This is a genomic window from Devosia sp. UYZn731 (assembly GCF_040546795.1).
Taxonomy (GTDB): Bacteria; Pseudomonadota; Alphaproteobacteria; order Rhizobiales; family Devosiaceae; genus Devosia.
On record NZ_JBEPOL010000011.1, the window covers coordinates 58,127 to 78,131 of the forward strand.

Below are 20,005 nucleotides of genomic sequence, written 5' to 3' on the forward strand. Positions count from 1 at the left end.
GGTTTATCGGTTAGCGCTGCAGCCAGACATTGGTCCAGTCACCCTGCACGCCCAGGGAATATGGCTGGAAGTTCTGCACTGCCTCGCCATGATAGAGCACGATCAGGTTGGCGATGAGTGGCACCACCGGCGCATCGGCCATCACCAGTTCGTCGACCTGGCCCCAGAGCTTGCCGACTTCTTCGGCGGTCGGGGCATTGATGGCCTGGTCGGCCAGTTCATTGGCCTTGTCGTTGTTGTAGTCGGTGTAGTTGTAGGTCTGGTGCGTGCCGTTGAAGGTGAACTGCGGCTGGAACACCGAGCGCGCAGCGCCGCCTGCCCAATCCGGAGTCCAGCCGACGGGCGCGATGTCCCACGTGCCGTCCTTGGTGTTGACCTGATTGGTCATGAACTTCGAATAGTAGTCGGCTGGTGCAACCGGGGTGAGTTCCAGCGTGATGCCGGCGAGCGCCATCGAGGCCTGGATGGTCTGGGCGATGGTAGGCTCGATGCCCTTGTTGCGGTAGGGCATTTTCAAGGTAATGCCGTTCGGATAGCCGGCTTCGGCCAGGAGGGCCTTGGCCTTCTCGATATCGCCCTTGTCGCCCTCGGTGGGGTAGAGGTTGAACTCGTGATAGCCGAGCACGCCAACGCCGAAGATGCCGTTGACCGGCTTGGAAATTTCCGGGCCACCCTGTTGCTGCACCACCGCTGCCTTGTCGACGGCATAGTTCAGCGCCTGGCGAACCCGCAGATCGCGGAGCGCGCCCTTGTTGTTGTCCGAGACGGTGTTGATGAAGATGAAGTTGGTATTGCCCGAAGACACCGTCATCAGCTTCTCGTCGCCCTGCGCGCTGAGCAATTGCAGCACGGCGGGCGGGATGGTGACGTCATAGGTCATGTCGCCATCGCCGGACTGCAATTGCTGCATGATGGCGTCGACCGGCAGGCCGAATGTGAGCTGGATTTCGTCCACATAGGCCTTGCGCAGCGGATCGGTCTCGGCGACCCATGCAGGATTGCGCACAAGCTGCAGGGCGCTGTCCGGCGTATAGGCGGCCGGCGTATAGGGGCCGCTGGCGATGAAGTTGGTGCGGTAATCGGGGCTATCGGGCAAATAGTCGAGCGCCTCGATCGGCTCCGGCGACGAGGTGGGCAGCGACAGCATGAAGATGAAGTCGCCGGCGCGCTGGGTCAGCTTGATAACGATGGTTTCGTCATCGGGCGTTTCGATGCCGGCAATGTCATTGCCTTCGATATAGGCCTTCATGGCCTCGACCGTCGGCTCAACCTTGGCAAAACCCTCGCAGAAGGCCGCAAGGCCAGTGATGAGGTCGGTATAGTAGGTGAGCGCTGCCGAACCCAAAGCCGGGTTGCACATGCGCTTGACGCCGCGCTCGAAGTCGGCGGACGTAATCTGGCGCGGACCCGCCGGCGTGTTCCAATTGGCGCCTTGACGCAGCTTGAACGTATAGGTCAGCCCGTCATCGGTTGGCTGCGGCACTTCGGTGGCCAGATCGCCGGCGGGCGTTACGCGCACCAGCTCGTCCGTCGAGGCCGCATATGAAATGAGCTGCCGCGTTGTCGCGCGCAGGAAATTGTTGGTCGTAACCAGCGCAGCGGACGTGGGATCGAAGTGGTCGAGATCCTCTGTGCCCAGAATGCGCAGCGTGCCGCCGGGCTGGCCTTCCTGTGCCTGAATGGTGGGAATACCGGCCAGCGCCGTGGTGGCAACCAGCGCCCCCACAAAGGCGAGTTTTTGGAATTTCCTGATCATGAACGCTCCCTCCGAGCAATTGCAGTCTCGTCGTTCGATCCGCCCGAGAGCGGCTGTAGTCGCATTGACACAAAACAAATCCATGCTGTCAACCCATTTGTCGACAGTTTGGCGACAATGAAATAGGGCTGTGGGGCTCACCAAAAACTCTCTGTGCAGAGATCTGATTTTGTTGTCGACAAACTAAATACAAGACGTTAAACATGGCCGGAAACCGACAACTCGCCCTGCGGCATGGAGAATTTTATGAACAAGAGCGACTTCAAGGGAGTCCTCCCCGCGATCACCACCAAAATGACCGCCAATCAGGAAGTGGACTTCGCTGGCGTTCGGGCCGACGTTGCCTTCCAGATTGAAGCGGGCGTCGATGGTATCATCGTGTGCGGGTCGCTCGGCGAGGCGTCGAGCCTGATCGCCACCGAGAAACTGGCCATCGCCAAAGCGGCGATCGAGGAAGCCGCCGGTCGCGTGCCGGTGCTGCTGACCATTGCGGAAGACTCCACCCGCGCTGGCGCGGCGCTGGCTACGGAGGCCGAAAAGATCGGCATCAAGGGCCTGATGGTTTTGCCGGCGATGCGCTATCTGGCTGACGACCGCGAAGTGGTCGCCCACTACCGCGCCATCGCGGCGGCGTCGAGCCTGCCGATCATCGTCTACAACAATCCCCTGGCCTATGGCATCGACATCAGCGAAGCCATGCTCAAGGAAATGGCCGACGAGCCCAAATTCGTCGCCATCAAGGAATCCACCGGCGATACCCGCCGCATCAACGAAACCATCAAGGCGCTGGGCGACCGCTATCAGTTGCTGACCGGCGTCGACGACCTGGCGCTGGAAAGCCTGATCCTGGGTTGCCATGGCTGGATCGCCGGTCTTGTCGTGGCTTTCCCCAAGGAAACCGTCGCCATCTACAAGCTGGTGCAGGAGGGTCGAATTCCCGAAGCGCTGGAAATCTACCGCTGGTTCCTGCCGCTGCTGCACCTCGATATCGGGGCGAAGTTCGTCCACAATATCAAGCTGGCCGAGCACATCGTGCGCGGCACTTCGCCGGTCATGCGCGCACCCCGGCTTGAGTTGGTTGGCGCCGAAGCCGCCCATATCCGTGCGGTGGTCGAAGAAGGGCTTAAGAACCGCCCTAACCTGGCCAAATACGGCTTCTAAATTGCGGCTTCTGCATTCAAGGGGACGGCTTCGGCCGTCCCTTTTTTCGTTTCCGCAGCTCTATTGGAAACGCGCGATGGAGAGCGCCGCCGGGGTCGGGCTGGTTCCGCCAATGGCGTCTGCAACCAAACGTGCGGTAACGGCGCTCAGCGTCAGCCCCAGATGCCCATGCCCAAAGGCGAAGACAATCCGGTTGTCCTCTGGGTGCCGGTCTATAACGGGCAACGAGTCGGGCGTGGACGGACGGCGACCCATCCACTCGACGCCGCTTTCGGGCAGCGAGGGCACATAGCGCCGCATCTTCTCGCGCATCGCCTTGGCGCGGCCGAAATTGGCAGTAGTGGCCGGCTTTGCCAGTTCCACGGCGCCGCCAATACGCAGGCCATCGACCAGCGGCGAAGCAATGAAACCGTGATCGGCAAAACCCACCGGCACGGCGAGATTCCATCCCAGCCCCGTATAGGTGGTGTTGTAGCCGCGCTCGGCCTCGAGCAGCACCCGCAATCCCATTGCACGCACCAGTTCGCGCGACCACACGCCGGCCGCGACTACGATCTTGTCGAATACCTGCTCAGGCTGCCCCGCAATGCGCAACGCAATCCCATCGCTGCGCCGCTCGACGCCGATGACCTTGCCATGCACCAGCCTGCCACGGCCCCGGACGAAATCCTGATATTGGCGCAACACCGTCAATGGATTGGAGACCATCCAGTAGCCCGGCTGATGCATCGCGCCAAAGAACTGTCCTTCCAATTGCGGCACCATGCGGCGCGCCGTTTCGGTGGAGATGGCCTCATAGTCATAGCCCAGGACCTGCTTGACGGATTGGGCTTCACGCAGCGCGCCGTCGAGGCTGGCCTGGCTATCGTGGAGGGAGATAAACCCGGTCTGGCGCAGATGGCCCGCTATGCCGGCAATCCGCGCCAGCGCTTCATGATCGGCCAGCGCGGTCTGCATCAGGCTCGTCAGGGCCAACCGGGCGCGTGCCCCTCGGGCCGGCGTCGATGCGGCGAGGAAGGCCAGCAGCCATGGGGTCAGTGCCGGCACATCCTGCCACCGCAAGGTGAGCGGCCCCAGCGGATCGAGCAGCCATTTCGGCACCGCCGTCAGCATGCCGGGGCTTGCAATGGGAGCAATTTCGGGCAGGGCGATCAGCGCCGCATTGCCAGCTGATGTGGGTAGGCCCGCCGGGTCGGCGTCGAATACGGTGACCTCATGGCCATCCCCGATCAGCCAGGTGCCGATCGCCGCGCCAACAATTCCGGCACCTACAACGCCAATGCGAGCCATGCTTGTGTCCTGCTAGAGCTTGATGCCCGCGACGGTGTCGCGCGCGATGTAGCTCTGGATCTGCCGCACGATCTGGGCCGCATGGGTTGTCGCCAGCGCATCGGCCAGGTCGGCATCCCCGGCATCGATGGCCTGCACCATGCTGCCGTGTTCGTCGACATACTGGTGGGGCAGGCGATCATCGAACGATTGATAATAGATGCGCAGGATGCGGCGGCCCTCGTCCAGCAGGCGGGAGAACAGGTGGGTGAAATAGCTGTTGCCGCCGGCCTCGGCGATGGCGACATGGAAATCGCGATTGGCCTGGATCATGTCGAGGGCATCCCGTCGCATCACGGCGTCCGCATAGGCGGCCTCGAAGCCGCGAATGGCCACCAGGTGCTCGGCGCGGCGGTTGACGGCGGCGGCACGGGTGGTCACGCGATACATCAGCGTCAGGGCTTCGAAATAGACCGGCAGCTGGGCGAAATCGATGGTCGCGACGACGGTGTTCCGGTTCGGCAGCGTCTTGGCAAGGCCTTCGGCCACCAGCCGCACCAGCGCTTCGCGAATGGGCGTGCGCGACATCTTGAACTGCTCGGACAGCGTCACTTCGTCGAGCGGACTGCCTGGCTCGATGGCCAGTTCCAGAATGGACTGGCGCAGCTGCTGGTAGACCGTCTGCGCACCCGAGCCACGGGTCCGATCGGGCTTGCCCAGCTGCTCGGCCTTCGTCGCTTTGTCCACTGCGTCTCGCGTTTTCACGTTGTGGTTCCCCATCGGCACGTCCGCAATTGCGACCGAATTTGCTCGGCGCCGCGGGCTTCGGCCCACCTCAATTACCCGTTCGAGCCGGTGCAGGCCAGCACATTGCAATTTTCGATGTCGCTATGCAAGGTAGATGGTATTCAATTTGTCGACAATACAGTTCGAACGGCGAATCTTCAATTTCGGAAGTGTCCAAAATGTCGTCCAGTCCCGCCGCAATCGAGCCCGGTCAGCGTCTTGCCGCCTTGCGCAGCGCCCTCAGCGCTGCGAGCCTTGATGGCGTGGTCATTCCCCGGTTCGACGCCTATCAGGGCGAGGTGGTTGCGCCTCACGATGAGCGGCTGGCCTATATGACGGGCTTCACCGGATCGGCCGGGATAGCGCTGGTCACCGCCGACCGCGCGGTGGTGTTTGTGGATGGACGCTATCAGGTGCAGGTGCGCCGCGAGGTTGATCTCTCGGCGTTTGAAATCGAACATTTCTACGACGCACCGATCGAACAATGGCTCGAACGCCATGCGGTGGCGGGGCAGCGGTTCGGCGTCAATACCATGCTAGTTCCAGGTAGGCTTTTTGACCTGCTCGAAGCGGGATTGGGCCGCGCCGGTGCCGAACTGGTGGGTCTTGAGGCCGATCTGGTCGACACCATCTGGCCCGATCAACCCGAGCCGCCCCTGGGCGCCATCAAGCCATTCCCGCTCGCCTTTGCGGGCGAGGATAGCGCTACCAAACGCAACCGGATCGCGGCGGCGCTCGGGCGGATCGGGGCCGACCTGCTGGTCGAGACCCAGCCGGACAATATTGCCTGGCTGCTCAATATTCGTGGTGGCGACATTGCCCGCACCCCGGTCGCCCATTCGACGCTGCTGCTGGACCGGACAGGCACTGCCGAGTGGTTCGTCGACGCCCGCAAATTGCCCAATGACCGAACCGCCATTGTCAGCGACGGGCTGCAAATCTCGCCCGCCGAGGGGCTGCTCGACGCGATTGCGCAACGCGGACAGGGCAACGTCATCGCTGTCGACCCTGCCTTTGCACCGGTCGCCGTGCGGCAGGCCGTCGAGCGGGCGGGAGGCTCCGTGGTCTCCCAGTTCAGCCCGGTGACGCTTGCCAAGGCGGTCAAGAACCCCGTCGAAATCAATGGCTTCCGGCGGGCCCATGTGGAAGACGGCGTAGCCTGGGTCGAGTTCATCGCCTGGCTGATGGCGGAAGGCCCCCGACGACTGGCGGCCGGCGATCCGGTCACCGAGATGGAGGCGCAGGCCGAATTGCTCAAGTTCCGCGAGCAGCGCCAAGATTTCGTCGAAGAGAGCTTTTCCCCCATTGCGGCCGCCGGCAGCAACGCGGCCATGTGCCACTATTCGTCCAAGCCCGACACCAACGCGCCGATCACGGCAGAGCTGCCGTTTCTCCTCGATACCGGTGGCCAATATTTCGGCGGCACCACCGATGCCACGCGAACCTTCATGCTCGGTACGCCCACCGCCGAAGTCCGGCGCACCTATACGGCGGTGCTGCAAGGCTTCATCGCGCTGATGACGGCCCAGTTTCCGACCACGGCCACCGGCCATTATCTCGATGCCCTGGCGCGCCGGCCGCTCTGGGATCTCGGGCTCGACTTCGATCATGGCACCGGCCACGGCGTCGGCCACTTCCTCTCGGTGCATGAACACCCCCATCGTTTCGGCAAGGTGGTGAACCCGTTCACCTTCGAGCCGGGGGTCATCATGACCATCGAGCCGGGATATTATTCTGAAGGCGGCTTCGGCCTGCGCGTCGAGAACCAGGTCGAGGTCGTTGCAGGTGCCCCGGGGTTCCTGCGGTTCGATACCCTGACCCTGGTGCCGATCGAGCTGTCGATGGTGGATGCAGAACAACTGAACCGCAGCGACATCGCCTTCCTCGACGCCTATCATGCTCGCGTCCGCGCCGCGCTGGCGGGGCGCCTCTCGCCGTGCGCGGCTACCTATCTCGAAGCTGCCACCGCACCGCTGCATCAACAACTCGCGGCCTAGACAATCATCTGCTCGGAAAGGACACGCGCATGCGCTGGTCAAAAACGGTTACTCTTGTGGAAGCGCATGCCGAGGGCGAAGTGGGGCGCATCGTCACCGGCGGCGTCATCGACGTCCCGGGCGCGACGATTGCCGACAAGCTGCGTCATCTCAACGAGGTCGATGACAGCCTGCGCCGCTTCTTGGTGTTCGAGCCGCGCGCCTCGGCGCAGATGAGCACGTGCCTGATCTTCCCGCCCACTCGCCCCGACGCCGATATCGCCTTCATCATCCTGCAGGGCGACAAGGCCCATGCCATGTCGGGGTCCAACAGCATCTGCCTGACCACGGTGCTGCTGGAGACCGGCATGTTGCCGATGGTGGAGCCCGAAACCATCGTGCGCATCGAGACCGCTTCCGGCCTCGTGACCGCCCGCGCCACCTGCCGCAACGGCAAGTGCGAGCGCGTGACGCTGACCATGAATCCATCCTATGCCGACCAGCTCGATGCGGTGGTCGAGGTGGAAGGCTATGGCAAGGTCAAGGTCGATATCGCCTACGGGGGCATTTTCTACGCGCTGATCGATCCGGCGCAGCTCGGCCTCGAAATCCGCCCCGATCAGGCCAAGAAGCTCGTCGAGGCCGGCAGCGCCATCCACCGCGCCGTCAATGCCCAGATGAGCATCGCCCATCCCGAGATCGAGGCCATCAAGGGCATTTCCTACACCATGTTCGTCAGCCACAACGCGGCCGGTGAGCTCAAGGGCGCCACCATCATGCCGCCCGGTCGCATCGATCGCTCGCCCTGCGGCACCGGCAATTCGGCGCGCCTTGCCGTCGCCGCGGCGCGCGGTCTCGCCAAGCCCGGTGACCGCTTCACGGCGCGCTCGATCATCGATTCCACGTTCGAAGTCACTTACGCCAGCGACACCACGGTTGCTGGCCGGCCGGCGGTGCAGCCGATCATTTCAGGCCGTGGCTGGATCCACGGCATCCACCAGATCGGTGTCGACCCAACCGATCCCTATCAGCTTGGCTATTCCGTGTCGGACACCTGGGGTGACGCGTTCGACCTGATGAACTGAGCGGCTGACGCCGCTCAGAAACGCCCCTCCATGGGCCAGGTGTCGGACAGGCGGTAGCCTGTCGGATAGGGGTCCATGGGGTCCAGCATGTGCTGATGCGTGCCGGTAATCCAGGCGCTGCCGGCGATGATCGGCACGATCGCCTTGCGGTCACCGAGCATGATTTCGCTATCGATGCGGCAATCGAAGCGCGAGCCGATGATCGAGCGGCCGATAAAGGCCTCGCCGACCTTGAGCTGGCCCTTGGCATGCAAAACCGCCATGCGCGCCGAACAGCCGGTGCCGCAGGGCGAGCGGTCGATCTTGCCGGGGCGGATCGCCACTGCGTTAGCGGCAGTCAGCACGCCATTTTCGTCGCGTGTCACCGGCGCGGCCACTTGGGTGAACGAGAAGTGGTTCCAGTCGGCGTTGGTCGGATGGTTGAAGCCAAGCTGCTCATTGGCGGCCTTGGTGATTTTCATCCCCAACTGCGCGATGTCACGCGCCTCATCAGGCGTGATGGCAAAGCCGAGCGCATGGCTGTCGACGATGACGAAACTGTCCCCGCCATAGGCCGTGTCCACAGTCAGCGTGCCGACGCCTTCGACTTCGAGGATGGCGTCCAGCTTGTCGGCAAAGCTTGGGTGGTTCTTGATGGCGACGCGCTCGGCCTTGCCATTGCGGCATTGGGCGACGACCTCGATCAGCCCGCCGGGCGCTTCCAGCACCAGGCGAGTTTCGGGCTCTGTTATCGGAATAATGCCCGCATCGAGCAGTACGGTGGCCACGCACATCGAGTTGGAGCCCGACATGGGCGGGGTATCCTGCGGCTCCATGATGATCCAGCCCATCTGGGCCTTCGGGTTCTTCGGCGGCACCAGCAGGTTAACGTGGCGAAACACGCCGCCGCGCGGCTCCTGCAGCATGAAATTGCGCAGCGTCTCATCATTGGCGATGAAGGTGCGCTGCTCCCAGATGGTATCGCCGGGTGGTGGCGCCACGCCGCCGGTGATGACGTCGCCCACCTCGCCCTCGGCATGGCAGGAAATGGTCTGGATGATCTTGCTGCTGCGCATCAGGCGGGGTTTCCGATAATCAAAACGGGTTCGCCCAGGACGTCGAATCTTGGGGTGATGCCGAGGCCGGGCTCGTCCGATGCGGACATGTTGCCATTGACCCGCTGCGGCGCGCCCTCGGCGATCGAGACGGTACCGTAGGAATTGAAATCGGTGGCCGAGAGATAGAATTTCTCCGGCGTCGACGCGGCAAGGTGAGCAATGGCGGCGGTGACGATGTCGCCGCCCCAGGTGTCCTCGATGGTCATGGGAATGCCAGAGGCCACGCACAGGTCGCGCATCAGCTTGGCCTTGGTCAGCCCGCCCACCTTGGATATCTTGAGGTTGATGGCGTCCATCGCGTCTTCGGCAATGGCCTTGAGCAGGCTATCGGCGCCGCCGATCACTTCGTCCAGCACGAAGGGCAGGGTGGTACGGCGACGGATCGACAGGCTTTCCTCGTAGCTCATGCAGGGCTGCTCGATATAGACATCGAGATCGCGCACAGCGTTCACCACGCGCGCCGCGTCGGCCATGGTCCAGCCGGTATTGGCATCGCAAACCAGGATATCGGTGGGCTTGAGAATGTTCCGGCAGGCGCGGATGCGCTCGATATCGTCATTGGCATTGCCGCCGACCTTGAGCTGAAATTTGGTGTAGCCCTGCGCCCGGTAGCCATCGATCTTGGCCGCCATGATCTCGGGGTCTTCCTGCGAGATGGCGCGATAGAGCGCGATGTCCCGCTGCTCCAACCCACCCAGCAACTTGTACACCGGCAGCCCCGCGACCTTGCCCAGAATATCCCAGCAGGCAATGTCGATGGGCGCTTTCACATAAGGATGCCCGCGCAGCACCGCGTCCATATGCCGGTTCAGCGGGCCAAGATCGGTGGGGTCCATGCCGATGAGCTTGGGGCCGATTTCGCCCAGGCCGGCGCGCACGCCCAGCGCATAGCTCGGCAGATAGGCCGATCCCAGCGGGCAGCACTCGGCATAGCCGGTAATGCCCGCATCGGTTTCCACGGACACCACGGTGGTGTCGAACACCTCCATGAAATTGCCGCCCGACCAGCTATAGCGGCCCTCCTTGAGCGGCAGGTCGACCTGCCAGGCGGTGATCGCGGTGATTTTCATCTGGAGTCTCTCTGAGAGGAGAAAGGATCGCCTAAAGGACGGAGGCGAGGAACTGCGCGGTTTCGGGGCGCTGCGGATTGCCGAAAATCTGATCGGGCGTGCCGATCTCGTGCATCTTGCCGGCCTTGAAGAAGGCCACCCGGTCGGAAACTTCGCGAGCGAAGGCCATTTCGTGGGTGACGAGGATCATCGTCATGCCCTCCTTGGCGAGCAGCCGCATGGTATCGAGCACTTCACCCACCAACTGCGGATCGAGTGCCGAGGTCACCTCGTCGAACAACATGTATTTGGGGCTCATGGCGAGCGCCCGTGCAATGGCCATGCGCTGCTGCTGTCCACCCGACAGCTTGCCCGGATAGGCGTCGAGCTTATCGCCCAGCCCCACATGTTCAAGCTGTTTGCGGCCAATCGCTTCGGCTTCGGCCTTGGATTTGCCCAACACCTTGCGGGGCGCCAGCGTCACGTTTTCCAGCACGGTCAGGTGCGGAAACGCATTCCATTGCTGGAACACGATGCCGATATTGGTGCGCAGCTTGTTGATATTGGTGCCCTTGGCGTGCACTTCGACGCCGTCGACCGTGATCTTGCCGCCCTGGATTGCCTCGAGGCCATTGATGCACATCAGCAGCGTCGACTTGCCCGACCCCGAGCCGCCGATGATGGAGACGACCTCGCCCGTCTGGACGGTCAGGCTCACGTCGTCGAGCACCTTGAGCTCGTTGTAGGATTTTTGAACGTTCTGGATCTCAATCATTTTCGCGCCATTTTCTTTCCAGCCGCGCGCCGAGGCGCGAGATCGGGAAGCTGATGATGAAGTAGATGAGCCCGGCGACGGTGAGGACGAACAGCGGCTCCTGAATGCGGGTGACGATGATCTGCGAGGTGCGCAGCAACTCGATGATACCGAGCCAGGACACCAGCGCCGTATCCTTCATCACCCCCAGCGTCAGGCCGATCCAGCTGGGCAGCATGATGCGCAGCGCGATCGGGTAAACGATCTGGGTCATGTCCTGCCACCAGGTCAGGCCGAGCGAGCGCGCCGCGCGCCTTGTGGTCAGCGGCACCGCGGCGATACCGCCGCGCACCAGTTCCGAGCAATAGGCCGAAGTATAGAGCGCCAGCACCACGCAGGAGACCATGAAGGCGCTGACGTTGAGCCCCGCAATGGCCTGGAAAGCGTTGACCAGCACCAGCTGGATCAGCAGCGGCACCGACCGGAAAATGTCGAGCACGAAGGCCAGCGGCGCCGTAGCCCACCAGGGCGTGGTGGCGCGGAACACGCCGAAGACGATGCCCAGTATGGTGCCACCCAGCATGGCCCAGAAGGTGATGAGCAGCGTGACGCCCGCGCCCTGCGCCAGGAAACCGAGATCGTTGAGGCTGAGACTGGTGTGAAACATGGCCCCCCCCTCAATACCGGAACAGGCGGTAGGCAAAGGCCCGCGCGCCCAGGGTGACGGCTTTGGCGATGAGGTAGTACAGCACCGCCGCGAGCGCGAAATATTCAAAGGTCCGGAAGGTCTTGACGTTGAGCTCCTGCGTCACGCCGGTCAGGTCGGTATTGAGCCCCACGACCACACCCAGCGAGGTCATCAGGATGGCCCAGACCATCTGGTTGGTCATCGGGTAGAACACGGCACGGAACATCTGCGGCAGGACGATCAACCGGAACGCACTTATGGGACCAAAGCCCAGCGAGCGCGCGGCGCGCACCTGGGTCGCCGGCACGGCACGGAGGCCCCCGCGGAAAGTCTCGGCCAGGTAGCCGGCATTGTTGAAGGCGATGCCGGCCAGCAGCGCCACGAAACTATCGAGGTGAATGCCGAACTGGCCGAGGCCGAAATAGGCCATGTAAATCTGGAACAGCGCCGGCGTATTGCGGGCAATCTCGATCCAGGTGCTGGCGATGCCGCGGAGGATCTTGTTGCCCGAGCCGCTCATCAGGGCCAGCAGCACGCCGACGGCAATCCCGATGATCATCGACAGGATGGCGATCTGCAGCGTCACCACCGCGCCGCTCAGCATATGCGGCAGCGCCTGGAAGGCAGGGCGCCAATGGAAGGTATAGTTGAACATTAAGGGCGCGTTCCGTTGATCGAGGCGATATCAGGATGCAGCGGCTTAAAGGTTTGCCTGACGGAAAGGGGAGCGTCCCGGAAGGACGCCCCCCAAGTTCAGGTCAGTAGTATACGCCCGGCACGGTCAGGTTCGGCGCATCGCCATCGCCAACCCACTTCTTGTAGAGCTCGGCATAGCGGCCGGTGCGGATCTGCTGGTTGACGAACAGGTTGAGATAGTTGAGCAGGCCCTGTTCTTCGCGCAGCGCGATCAGGCCCACATAGTCGATCTCGTAGGGAGCCTTGCCGCCCATGACGAAGCCGGGGAAGTTGCCGGTGGCGATGGTCGAGCCGGCGACGGTGGAGGTCACCACGGTGGCGTCGATCTGGCCTTGCGACAGCGCGAGCATCACGTCGGCCTGGGTCTGGTAGGAGCGGAACGAGCCGGCCGGATCGGCCCATTCGTTGACGCTCTTTTCGAGCGCGATGGCCTCATAGGTGCCTGAGGTCGAGCCGACCTTCTTGCCCTTGAGGCTGTCGTAATCGGCGATGCCCAGGCCGTCCTTGGTCAGCACAACCATTTCGAAGGCAAAATAGGGGATCGAAAAGCCGACCGTCTTGGCGCGTTCCAGCGTGTCCGATGTCGAGGCGACACCCACATCCACGCGACCGGAAACCAGCGCCGGAATACGGTCGGGGAACGGCGTTTCCACGATTTCGGCGGTTACGCCGAGCACCTTGGCGAGGTCGTTGCAGGTATCGACGTCAAAGCCGATCGGGTTGTTATTGGCGTCGCGCGAACCCATCGGCGGGAAGTCCAGCACCACCGCGCAACGCAGGGTGCCGGATGCGATAATGTCGTCCAGCTTGTCCGCAAATGCAGGCAGAGCGGTCGTTAGCGAGGCAAGCGCCACGGCGGCGGTCAGCAAGAGTTTCATAGTGTCCCCTTATCGTTGAGCCGAGCACGACACTCGACTTTTCGTATACGATATCCTAAACCGAAGAGAAACGTATACCATCTCCTAACGCCGTCAACCCCTCTGCCGCACATTGTGCGCAATTTGTCGACAGGAGTGAATGTGGGATGTGTGAGCCCCATGGAGCTGGTCGGCCGGTGCGTGACCACGGGGGCGACAAAAACCCGCGCCGTGTTCGTGTTTTAGAGCTGCCGACTCTCGGGCTAACCCAGTATTGCTGCATCGCAGCCTGAAATTGTTTTGGAGTATTGACCGTGCCTCTACAGGGCTTGGAAACCCCCGATCTGGGAGCCGCGCCGACCACGTCCGACGTTATCGCCAATCACCTGCGCGATGCGATCGTTTCGGGCGTGCTGGAGGAGAATGATCCGATCCGGCAGGACGATGTCGCCAAGCTGTTCAACGTCTCCAAAATCCCGGTCCGCGAGGCGCTTAAGCGTCTTGAGGCGGAGGGCCTCGTGCTATTCCAGCGCAACAAGGGCGCCGTGGTCACCAGCATGAGCGACACCGAACTGGCGCAGATTTTCGAAATTCGCGCCATGCTGGAGTCCAACGCCATTCGCCTGGCCGTGCCCCACATGACCGAGGCGACGTTTGCGCGGGCCGAGGCGATCTGCGACGAATTCCAGGCTGAATCCAATGTCGGCCGCTGGGCCGAGCTGAACTGGAGTTTTCACTCCACGCTCTATCAGGACGCCAATCGCGCCTACCTGATGAACCTGATCCGCTCGGTCAATGACCGGATCGAGCGCTATATCCGGCTGCAGCTCACCCTCTCGCATGGCGAGAAAACCGCCGATAGCGAACATCGCGCCATTCTGGCGGCCTGCAAGGCCGGCAATGGCGAATTGGCCGCCCGCCTGTTGAGCGAGCATATCGTTGCCGCCTGGCAATCGCTGCTGGCCAACCTGCCGCAACAGAGCAAGTGAGCGCGCGGAAGCGGGCGCAGTTCGCTTCCCGACCCCTCAGGCGATAACGGCGCGGATATGATCTATCGAGCGCTTGGCCAGCACTTTCCAGTCAGACGGGTTATCGTGCTCGACGACCAGGGTACCGGCTTTCGTGTTCCTCAATAGCGGATAGAGCGCTCTCCAATCGATAATGCCGTCGCCGGTTGGCCTGCCGAACCTTGGCCGCCGAAGCGGTGAACCGCTTCGAGCAGATGCTTGCAGCCGCTCAGGCGTAGCGCTTCGACCGCAATGGCTCAAATACTGGACTGGATAAACGACTTACCGGCTTTCCAAAGCCGATGAGCGCCTTATGGTTCACTCAAAACAAGAGAGGAGACAACATGTCCAAAACGGACCCTGAACTGCATTGGTCTAAGCCCAAGGGAATGCTGCCGAACAGCCGGTTCCCGCTGCTGGTGTACCGCGGCGCCGTCGCGGGCGGCGGCGTCGAGGCCGTGCGTGCGCGCCTGCGGTCCAATTCCTGGCTGAACAACTGGCAATATCCAGGCGTCTACACCTACCCCCATTTCCACTCCACGACGCATGAATGCCTCGCGGTGGCCACGGGATGGATGGAACTGGAACTGTTCGGTCGCGGCGGGGTCCGCGTGCGCGTTGACGCTGGCGACATCGTCGTCATGCCGGCCGGTGTCTCGCATATGATGGTGGGGCAATCCGAGGACATCATGATGGTGGGCGGCTATCCGGACGGGCGCGATTGGGACAACATGCAGGAGGACCACCTGACCGAGGAGGGCCGCCGCGCCGCCGCCAAGCGCATCATGATGCTGCCCATTCCGTCGCGCGATCCAGTGACCGGCGAGCCCATGCAGCAGTGGATCGATGCGCCCTCATCGGTCGATGCCGAGCTCAACGACTTCCGCGATGGGCTCGACCCGGTCTGACCGGGCTCGCGCCATCGCCCGGCGCAGCGCGCGACCGGCGTCAGCCTCTCGCTGCCGCCCAAGCCGGAATTTCTGCGACCGGACGCGCGCCCACAATGGCGTCGGCCAGTCCCGATGCGATGACCGGACCAAGCTTGAAGCCATGGCCCGAACAGGCGCTGAGCACCCAACCGGCGCCGCCAATGGGTTCGACCACGAAGCGTTCATCGTCGGTGACCGTGTAATAGCAGACCTTGGTTTCGAGCGTCTCGTAGTCGCCGAATTGCGCCAGGATGCCCTCTGCGGCCGTTCGCACCGGGGCAATATCGGCGGCGGTCGCAATGCGATCGTCACCGCCCGTGCCGACGCGGGTGAAGGTGTGGTCGCCAATCTTCAGCCGGGTGCCGTTGCGCGGCGGCAGGATATAGGCGCCGTGGCCGCTTCCCTGGTCGACGATGACCGGCGCGTTCGCCCAGGCGTTGGCAAACGCCGCCGGTGGCTTGAGATAAAGCAGCGTTTGCCGCGAAGGCACCATGCGGCCAGCCGCCGCTGGGTGAAGTTCCTGCAGCCAGGCACCGGCGGCGATCACCACCACATCGGCGTCGTGGCGCATGCCATTGGCGATCAGATATCCAGCATCCGGATCGACCGCTTCAACCCGGCTATGCGGATGCAGTTCAACCAGATGCTCTTCCAGCCAGCGGGCCAGGTCGGCAACGATGCGACCGGCAAACAGCATGCCCGCACCACCCGCCTCGAAGGCGCTGACGATGCCGTCCTGCCGGATCATCGGCAGGCGCTCCGCAATCTCGCCCAGCGATAGCGCCCGATGGCTGATCTTGAGCCGGTCAAGCTCCTCGGCGGCCGCGCCGTGCCAGTCGACATCCGTGCGGGCGATATAGGCCATGCCCGTGGGCAGGTAGTGCGTGACGCCGAGATCGGCCCACAGCCGGTCATAGGCCGCAAAGGCGTGAGGCATCAGCTCGCCATAACCGGTCAGGCTACCATAGGTGTGTCGGGTGATGCGGTGGTCATCGACCGAAGACGAAACCGGATTGGGTATGGGGCCTTGATCGAACAGCGACACCGCAACGCCCCGCTTGTACAGTGCCCAAGCCAATGACAGCCCGGCGATCCCCGCCCCGACAATCGCAACTTTCATATTCGTTTCCCGTCCAAATGCTCTCAAACGAGAACGAAACCGCCCGCAGCGACACATCCTTAGCCGTGCATTCCTTCCCCGTCACCGAGAGGGAAAAACTCTGCCTAATAATGATGCAGCCGAGCGGTGGCCATTGTCTATAGTTTTAGTAGTATATAGATTTTGCCGTGTCGAGTTGCCTTTTGGCATGGATCGGAAGCCCCCATGAGCTATGCCCTGAGTTTTTTGGACAAGAGCCCAATCGTCCGCGGCGAGGCGGCCAATGCTGCGTTGCAGCGCACCGTCGCGCTGGCGCAACGCGCCGAAGCGCTGGGCTTTCAGCGCTTCTGGGTGGCCGAGCACCACAACACGCCAGATCTGGCCAGTTCCTCGCCCGAGGTGCTGATCGCGTTTCTTGCGGCGCACACCAAACACATCCGCATCGGGTCGGGCGGCGTCATGCTGCAGCACTACAGCCCCTACAAGGTCGCTGAGAATTTCAACCTGCTGGCCTCGCTGGCGCCCGGTCGGATCGATATCGGCATCGGCAAGGCGCCCGGCGGGCTGCCGCTTTCGACGCGGGCATTGCAGGGCGCTCAGGACCCGGCGAAAAAGCCGGCCTTTGCGCAGCAACTATCGGAGCTAAACGCCTATCTGGCGGGGGATGCTGCCGGCCGCACCGAAGGCCTGGACGCCACGCCGCGCCCGGCTGCGGGCGCCGAGCGCCACCTGCTGGGTGCCAGCGTCGAGAGTGCCAGCCTCGCAGCCGAACTCGGCTGGAACTTCGTCTTCGCCCGTCACCTCAATGGCGACGACGCGACGCTGACCGCAGCGGTCGACGCATTTCGCAGCGCCACGGGCAGGGCGCCCATCATCGCCGTCGCCGCCATCATTGCCGAAAATGGCGACGACGCCCGCACCCAGGCCGAAGTCTTCACGCCGTTCAAGGTGCACATTCCCGGCGCGCAAAGCGTCACGGTCGGCAGCGCGGCGCAAGCCGCCGAATATGCCCGCCAGGCCGGCGTCACCAACTACACGATAGAGCGCAAGCCTTCGAGCGTGCTGGCCGGCTCGGCCCACGACGTGCTGGACGCGCTCGATGACCTCGCCGGCCGCCATGCCATCACCGAGTTCATCATCGATTTCGCCAATGCCGGCGCCACGCGCCTCACCGCATTGGATTTGCTGGCCGAAGCGCGCAAGCGCGACCTTCGGGTCGTGGCGTAACCCTTTTCAGGAGACAATCATGAGCAAGCGCATTCCGTTCGGCATCATGCTGCAGGGCCCGGGCGGCCATATGAATGCCTGGAAGCATGAGAGCGTCCCGGCCGATGCCAGCGTCAATTTTGACTATTACGTGCGCACCGCCAAGCAGGCCGAGGCCGCCGGCATCGCCTTCGCCTTCATTGCCGACGGGCTCTACATCAACGAACAATCCATCCCCCATTTCCTCAACCGCTTCGAGCCTATCGCCATTCTGGCCGCGCTGGCGGCTGCGACGGACAAGATCGGCCTCGTTGGCACGCTGTCGACCTCCTATAGCGACCCCTTCACCGTTGCCCGCCAATTCGCCTCGATCGACCTGATCAGCAAAGGCCGTGCCGGCTGGAATGCCGTGACCTCGCCGCTCGAAGGCTCGGCCAAGAACTACGGCCGCGACAAACACCCCGACCACGCCCTGCGCTACGAGATCGCCGGCGAACACATCGAAATCGTCAAGGGCCTCTGGGATAGCTGGGACGATGACGCCTTCATTCGCGATCGCGAGACCGGCCAATATGCCGATTTCTCCAAGCTGCATCGCGTCAACTTCAAGGGCAGGTTCCACTCGGCGGAAGGCCCGCTCAATATTCAGCGCAGCCAGCAAGGCCAGACCGTGCTCTTCCAGGCTGGCGGCTCCGACGACGGCATCACGCTAGGCGGCCGCCACGCCGATGCAATCTTTGCCGGTGCAGCCTCGTTGGAGGAAAACCGCGAACTGGCATCCAAGCTCAAGCAGAGCGCGGTCGCTCATGGCCGCGGTGCCGATGCGATCAAGATTTTCCCCGGCATCGGGCCGATCATTGGCTCGACCGAGGAGGAAGCGCAGCGCAAATACGGCGCCATCCGCGACCTCGTGACCGTGGGCGAAGCGCTGCTCTATCTCGGGCGCTTCTTCGACCACCACGATTTCACCCAATACGACCTGGATGCGCCATTCCCCGAACTGGGTGATATCGGCAAGAACAATTTCCGCTCCGGCACCGACCGCATCAAGCGCATCGCCAAGGAGAAAAACCAATCCCTGCGCGAAGTGGCGCTGGAATCCACCACGCCCCGCAGCAATTTTGTCGGCACGCCCGAACAGATCGCCGACGAGATCATTTCCTGGGTCGATGGCGGCGCAGCCGATGGCTTCGTGCTGGGCTTCCCGGTCATCACCGAGGGGCTCAACGACTTCGAGCAGCATGTCCTTCCCATCCTCGAGGTGCGCGGTCGCCATACAGGCGAGCAGATCGGCACCACCCTGCGCGATCACCTCGAACTGCCGTTTCGCCAGAGCCGCTATACGCTGGGCGACGAGAAGGCGGTCGGCTGATGACGGTTCAAGGCCCCCTGGCGATCGACCCTGTCGCCACGGCGATCGCCGGCTTTGCCGATGAATTCATCGCCCTGCGGCACAAGCTGCATGGCGCGCCGGAGCTGGCCTATAACGAGCACAAGACCAGCGCCCTCGTCGCCGACTATCTCGAATCCTGGGGCTACGAAGTGGCGCGCAATGTCGGCCGAACCGGCGTCGTCGGCACGCTCAAGGTTGGGCCGGGCGAGCGCTCCGTTGGCATTCGCGCCGATATGGACGCGCTGCCGATCCTTGAAGCCACCGGTCTCGACTACGCCAGCAAAACCCCCGGGGTCATGCATGCCTGCGGCCATGACGGGCACACCTCGATCCTGCTCGCTGCCGCCCGGCAATTAGCCGAAACCCGCAATTTCTCCGGCACGTTGCGGGTCATCTTCCAACCGGCCGAGGAGAACGGCGGCGGCGCGCGCACCATGATCGCCGATGGCCTGTTCGAGCGCTTTCCCGTCGACGCCGTCTTCGGTTTGCACAACTGGCCGGGCGTACCGGCAGGGCAGTTCGGCTTTCTGCCCGGCCCGGCCATGGCCTCGGTCGATCTGGTGATCATCAAGATCATCGGCAAGGGCGGGCACGGCGCCAAGCCACAGCAGACCGTCGATCCCGTCGTCGCCAGCGCCTCGCTGGTCATGGCGCTGCAGACGGTAGTGTCGCGCTCGGTCGACCCGCTGGAGATGGCCGTAGTCACCGTCGGCTCGATCCATGGCGGCATCGCCCCCAATGTCATCCCCGACAGCGTCGAACTACAGATCACGGTGCGTACCTTCAACAGCGCCGTGCGCGAACAGATCAAGGCGCGCATCATCGCGCTGGCCGAGTCCCAGGCGCAAAGCTTCGGCGCCCGAGCCGAGGTCAACTATCCGCATGGCTATCCGGTGCTGGTCAACGATTTGGCGCAAACCGAATTTGCCCGCCAGGTCGCCATCCGCTACTTCGGCGAGCAGCGCATCCACGCCGAGCTGCGCCCGATCACTGCCAGCGAGGACTTTGCCTTCATGCTGGAAAAGCTGCCGGGCGCCTATCTCTTCGTCGGTAATGGCGATAGTGCCGACCTGCACAGCCCGAACTACGATTTCAACGACGCCATTCTGCCCGATGCCGCCCGCTATTGGGTGCGGTTGGCACAGGATTATCTGTCGGCCAATTCAATCGACCACCCTGCCGGGGAGACCCTTTAGC

The 20,005-nt window shown here is 63.1% G+C and carries 18 protein-coding genes; 8 read left to right on the forward strand and 10 right to left on the reverse strand.

Annotation, left to right across the window (positions count from 1 at the left end; all coding sequences use genetic code 11):
- Positions 1 to 10 precede the first annotated feature (10 nt).
- Entirely contained in the window at positions 11 to 1,756 is a 1,746-nt protein-coding gene (locus ABIB57_RS23275; protein ID WP_354043634.1) for an ABC transporter substrate-binding protein, read from the reverse strand.
- Between the two features lie 246 nt (positions 1,757 to 2,002).
- Between ABIB57_RS23275 and ABIB57_RS23280 the strand changes: the two genes are divergently transcribed.
- Entirely contained in the window at positions 2,003 to 2,917 is a 915-nt protein-coding gene (locus tag ABIB57_RS23280) for a dihydrodipicolinate synthase family protein (protein ID WP_354043635.1), read from the forward strand.
- 60 nt (positions 2,918 to 2,977) lie between these two features.
- Here ABIB57_RS23280 and ABIB57_RS23285 read toward each other — a convergent pair whose 3' ends face one another.
- Both ABIB57_RS23285 and ABIB57_RS23290 read right to left on the reverse strand, forming a co-directional pair.
- Complete coding sequence (locus ABIB57_RS23285; RefSeq protein ID WP_354043636.1) at positions 2,978 to 4,207, reverse strand: NAD(P)/FAD-dependent oxidoreductase; 1,230 nt, start codon at positions 4,205 to 4,207, stop codon at positions 2,978 to 2,980.
- A 12-nt stretch (positions 4,208 to 4,219) separates the two neighbouring features.
- Positions 4,220 to 4,933 (reverse strand): GntR family transcriptional regulator, encoded by a 714-nt coding sequence (locus tag ABIB57_RS23290; protein ID WP_354043637.1) that lies wholly within the window; start codon positions 4,931 to 4,933, stop codon positions 4,220 to 4,222.
- 218 nt (positions 4,934 to 5,151) lie between these two features.
- Here ABIB57_RS23290 and ABIB57_RS23295 point away from each other — a divergent pair, with 218 nt between their 5' ends.
- Together ABIB57_RS23295 and ABIB57_RS23300 are read left to right on the forward strand one after the other, a co-directional pair.
- Positions 5,152 to 6,969 carry an aminopeptidase P family protein gene (locus ABIB57_RS23295; protein ID WP_354043638.1) on the forward strand — a complete coding sequence of 606 codons (1,818 nt, stop codon included), beginning with the start codon at positions 5,152 to 5,154 and terminating at the stop codon, positions 6,967 to 6,969.
- A 29-nt stretch (positions 6,970 to 6,998) separates the two neighbouring features.
- Complete coding sequence (locus ABIB57_RS23300; protein WP_354043639.1) at positions 6,999 to 8,033, forward strand: proline racemase family protein; 1,035 nt, start codon at positions 6,999 to 7,001, stop codon at positions 8,031 to 8,033.
- 14 nt (positions 8,034 to 8,047) lie between these two features.
- On the opposite strand, the gene ABIB57_RS23305 is transcribed toward ABIB57_RS23300, so the two are convergent.
- The 6 genes from ABIB57_RS23305 to ABIB57_RS23330 all read right to left on the reverse strand — a co-directional run bounded on the left by ABIB57_RS23305 (position 8,048) and on the right by ABIB57_RS23330 (position 13,195).
- Positions 8,048 to 9,088, reverse strand: a complete 1,041-nt coding sequence (locus ABIB57_RS23305) for a trans-3-hydroxy-L-proline dehydratase (RefSeq protein WP_354043640.1) — start codon at positions 9,086 to 9,088, stop codon at positions 8,048 to 8,050.
- On the reverse strand, positions 9,088 to 10,200 hold the full coding sequence (locus ABIB57_RS23310) for a cis-3-hydroxy-L-proline dehydratase (protein WP_354043641.1): 1,113 nt from the start codon (positions 10,198 to 10,200) through the stop codon (positions 9,088 to 9,090). Before ABIB57_RS23310 ends, ABIB57_RS23305 begins: the two co-directional genes overlap by 1 nt.
- A 31-nt stretch (positions 10,201 to 10,231) precedes the next feature.
- Complete coding sequence (locus ABIB57_RS23315; protein WP_354043642.1) at positions 10,232 to 10,954, reverse strand: amino acid ABC transporter ATP-binding protein; 723 nt, start codon at positions 10,952 to 10,954, stop codon at positions 10,232 to 10,234.
- Entirely contained in the window at positions 10,947 to 11,600 is a 654-nt protein-coding gene (locus ABIB57_RS23320) for an amino acid ABC transporter permease (protein WP_299724439.1), read from the reverse strand. Before ABIB57_RS23320 ends, ABIB57_RS23315 begins: the two co-directional genes overlap by 8 nt.
- A 10-nt stretch (positions 11,601 to 11,610) precedes the next feature.
- Positions 11,611 to 12,276, reverse strand: coding sequence for an amino acid ABC transporter permease (locus ABIB57_RS23325; protein ID WP_354043643.1), 666 nt, complete (start codon positions 12,274 to 12,276; stop codon positions 11,611 to 11,613).
- 103 nt (positions 12,277 to 12,379) lie between these two features.
- A complete protein-coding gene (locus tag ABIB57_RS23330; RefSeq protein WP_354043644.1) occupies positions 12,380 to 13,195 on the reverse strand; it encodes an ABC transporter substrate-binding protein in 816 nt (271 codons plus the stop codon).
- A gap of 293 nt (positions 13,196 to 13,488) precedes the next feature.
- Between ABIB57_RS23330 and ABIB57_RS23335 the strand changes: the two genes are divergently transcribed.
- Both ABIB57_RS23335 and ABIB57_RS23340 read left to right on the forward strand, forming a co-directional pair.
- The gene (locus ABIB57_RS23335; protein ID WP_354043645.1) at positions 13,489 to 14,163 is read left to right on the forward strand and encodes a GntR family transcriptional regulator; all 675 of its coding nucleotides are present in this window, start codon (positions 13,489 to 13,491) and stop codon (positions 14,161 to 14,163) included.
- Positions 14,164 to 14,525: 362 nt separating this feature from the next.
- Positions 14,526 to 15,089, forward strand: coding sequence for a cupin domain-containing protein (locus tag ABIB57_RS23340; protein WP_354043646.1), 564 nt, complete (start codon positions 14,526 to 14,528; stop codon positions 15,087 to 15,089).
- A 40-nt stretch (positions 15,090 to 15,129) separates the two neighbouring features.
- On the opposite strand, the gene ABIB57_RS23345 is transcribed toward ABIB57_RS23340, so the two are convergent.
- Complete coding sequence (locus tag ABIB57_RS23345; RefSeq protein ID WP_354043647.1) at positions 15,130 to 16,230, reverse strand: NAD(P)/FAD-dependent oxidoreductase; 1,101 nt, start codon at positions 16,228 to 16,230, stop codon at positions 15,130 to 15,132.
- 204 nt (positions 16,231 to 16,434) lie between these two features.
- Between ABIB57_RS23345 and ABIB57_RS23350 the strand changes: the two genes are divergently transcribed.
- Genes ABIB57_RS23350 through ABIB57_RS23360 form a run of 3 tightly spaced genes read left to right on the forward strand, consistent with a single transcriptional unit; the run spans position 16,435 to position 20,004 of the window.
- Positions 16,435 to 17,436 (forward strand): MsnO8 family LLM class oxidoreductase, encoded by a 1,002-nt coding sequence (locus ABIB57_RS23350; protein WP_354043648.1) that lies wholly within the window; start codon positions 16,435 to 16,437, stop codon positions 17,434 to 17,436.
- A gap of 16 nt (positions 17,437 to 17,452) precedes the next feature.
- On the forward strand, positions 17,453 to 18,787 hold the full coding sequence (locus ABIB57_RS23355) for an LLM class flavin-dependent oxidoreductase (protein ID WP_502914465.1): 1,335 nt from the start codon (positions 17,453 to 17,455) through the stop codon (positions 18,785 to 18,787).
- Complete coding sequence (locus ABIB57_RS23360; RefSeq protein ID WP_354043650.1) at positions 18,787 to 20,004, forward strand: M20 aminoacylase family protein; 1,218 nt, start codon at positions 18,787 to 18,789, stop codon at positions 20,002 to 20,004. Before ABIB57_RS23355 ends, ABIB57_RS23360 begins: the two co-directional genes overlap by 1 nt.
- Position 20,005: the final 1 nt, after the last annotated feature.

Bases quoted from the DNA above. Each gene is read 5' to 3' on its own strand.
- ABIB57_RS23275 (WP_354043634.1), bottom strand. From the start codon at position 1,756: ATGATCAGGAAATTCCAAAAACTCGCCTTTGTGGGGGCGCTGGTTGCC.
- ABIB57_RS23280 (WP_354043635.1), top strand. From the start codon at position 2,003: ATGAACAAGAGCGACTTCAAGGGAGTCCTCCCCGCGATCACCACCAAA.
- ABIB57_RS23285 (WP_354043636.1), bottom strand. From the start codon at position 4,207: ATGGCTCGCATTGGCGTTGTAGGTGCCGGAATTGTTGGCGCGGCGATC.
- ABIB57_RS23295 (WP_354043638.1), top strand. From the start codon at position 5,152: ATGTCGTCCAGTCCCGCCGCAATCGAGCCCGGTCAGCGTCTTGCCGCC.
- ABIB57_RS23300 (WP_354043639.1), top strand. From the start codon at position 6,999: ATGCGCTGGTCAAAAACGGTTACTCTTGTGGAAGCGCATGCCGAGGGC.
- ABIB57_RS23305 (WP_354043640.1), bottom strand. From the start codon at position 9,088: ATGCGCAGCAGCAAGATCATCCAGACCATTTCCTGCCATGCCGAGGGC.
- ABIB57_RS23310 (WP_354043641.1), bottom strand. From the start codon at position 10,200: ATGAAAATCACCGCGATCACCGCCTGGCAGGTCGACCTGCCGCTCAAG.
- ABIB57_RS23315 (WP_354043642.1), bottom strand. From the start codon at position 10,954: ATGATTGAGATCCAGAACGTTCAAAAATCCTACAACGAGCTCAAGGTG.
- ABIB57_RS23320 (WP_299724439.1), bottom strand. From the start codon at position 11,600: ATGTTTCACACCAGTCTCAGCCTCAACGATCTCGGTTTCCTGGCGCAG.
- ABIB57_RS23325 (WP_354043643.1), bottom strand. From the start codon at position 12,276: ATGTTCAACTATACCTTCCATTGGCGCCCTGCCTTCCAGGCGCTGCCG.
- ABIB57_RS23330 (WP_354043644.1), bottom strand. From the start codon at position 13,195: ATGAAACTCTTGCTGACCGCCGCCGTGGCGCTTGCCTCGCTAACGACC.
- ABIB57_RS23340 (WP_354043646.1), top strand. From the start codon at position 14,526: ATGTCCAAAACGGACCCTGAACTGCATTGGTCTAAGCCCAAGGGAATG.
- ABIB57_RS23345 (WP_354043647.1), bottom strand. From the start codon at position 16,230: ATGAAAGTTGCGATTGTCGGGGCGGGGATCGCCGGGCTGTCATTGGCT.
- ABIB57_RS23350 (WP_354043648.1), top strand. From the start codon at position 16,435: ATGAGCTATGCCCTGAGTTTTTTGGACAAGAGCCCAATCGTCCGCGGC.
- ABIB57_RS23360 (WP_354043650.1), top strand. From the start codon at position 18,787: ATGACGGTTCAAGGCCCCCTGGCGATCGACCCTGTCGCCACGGCGATC.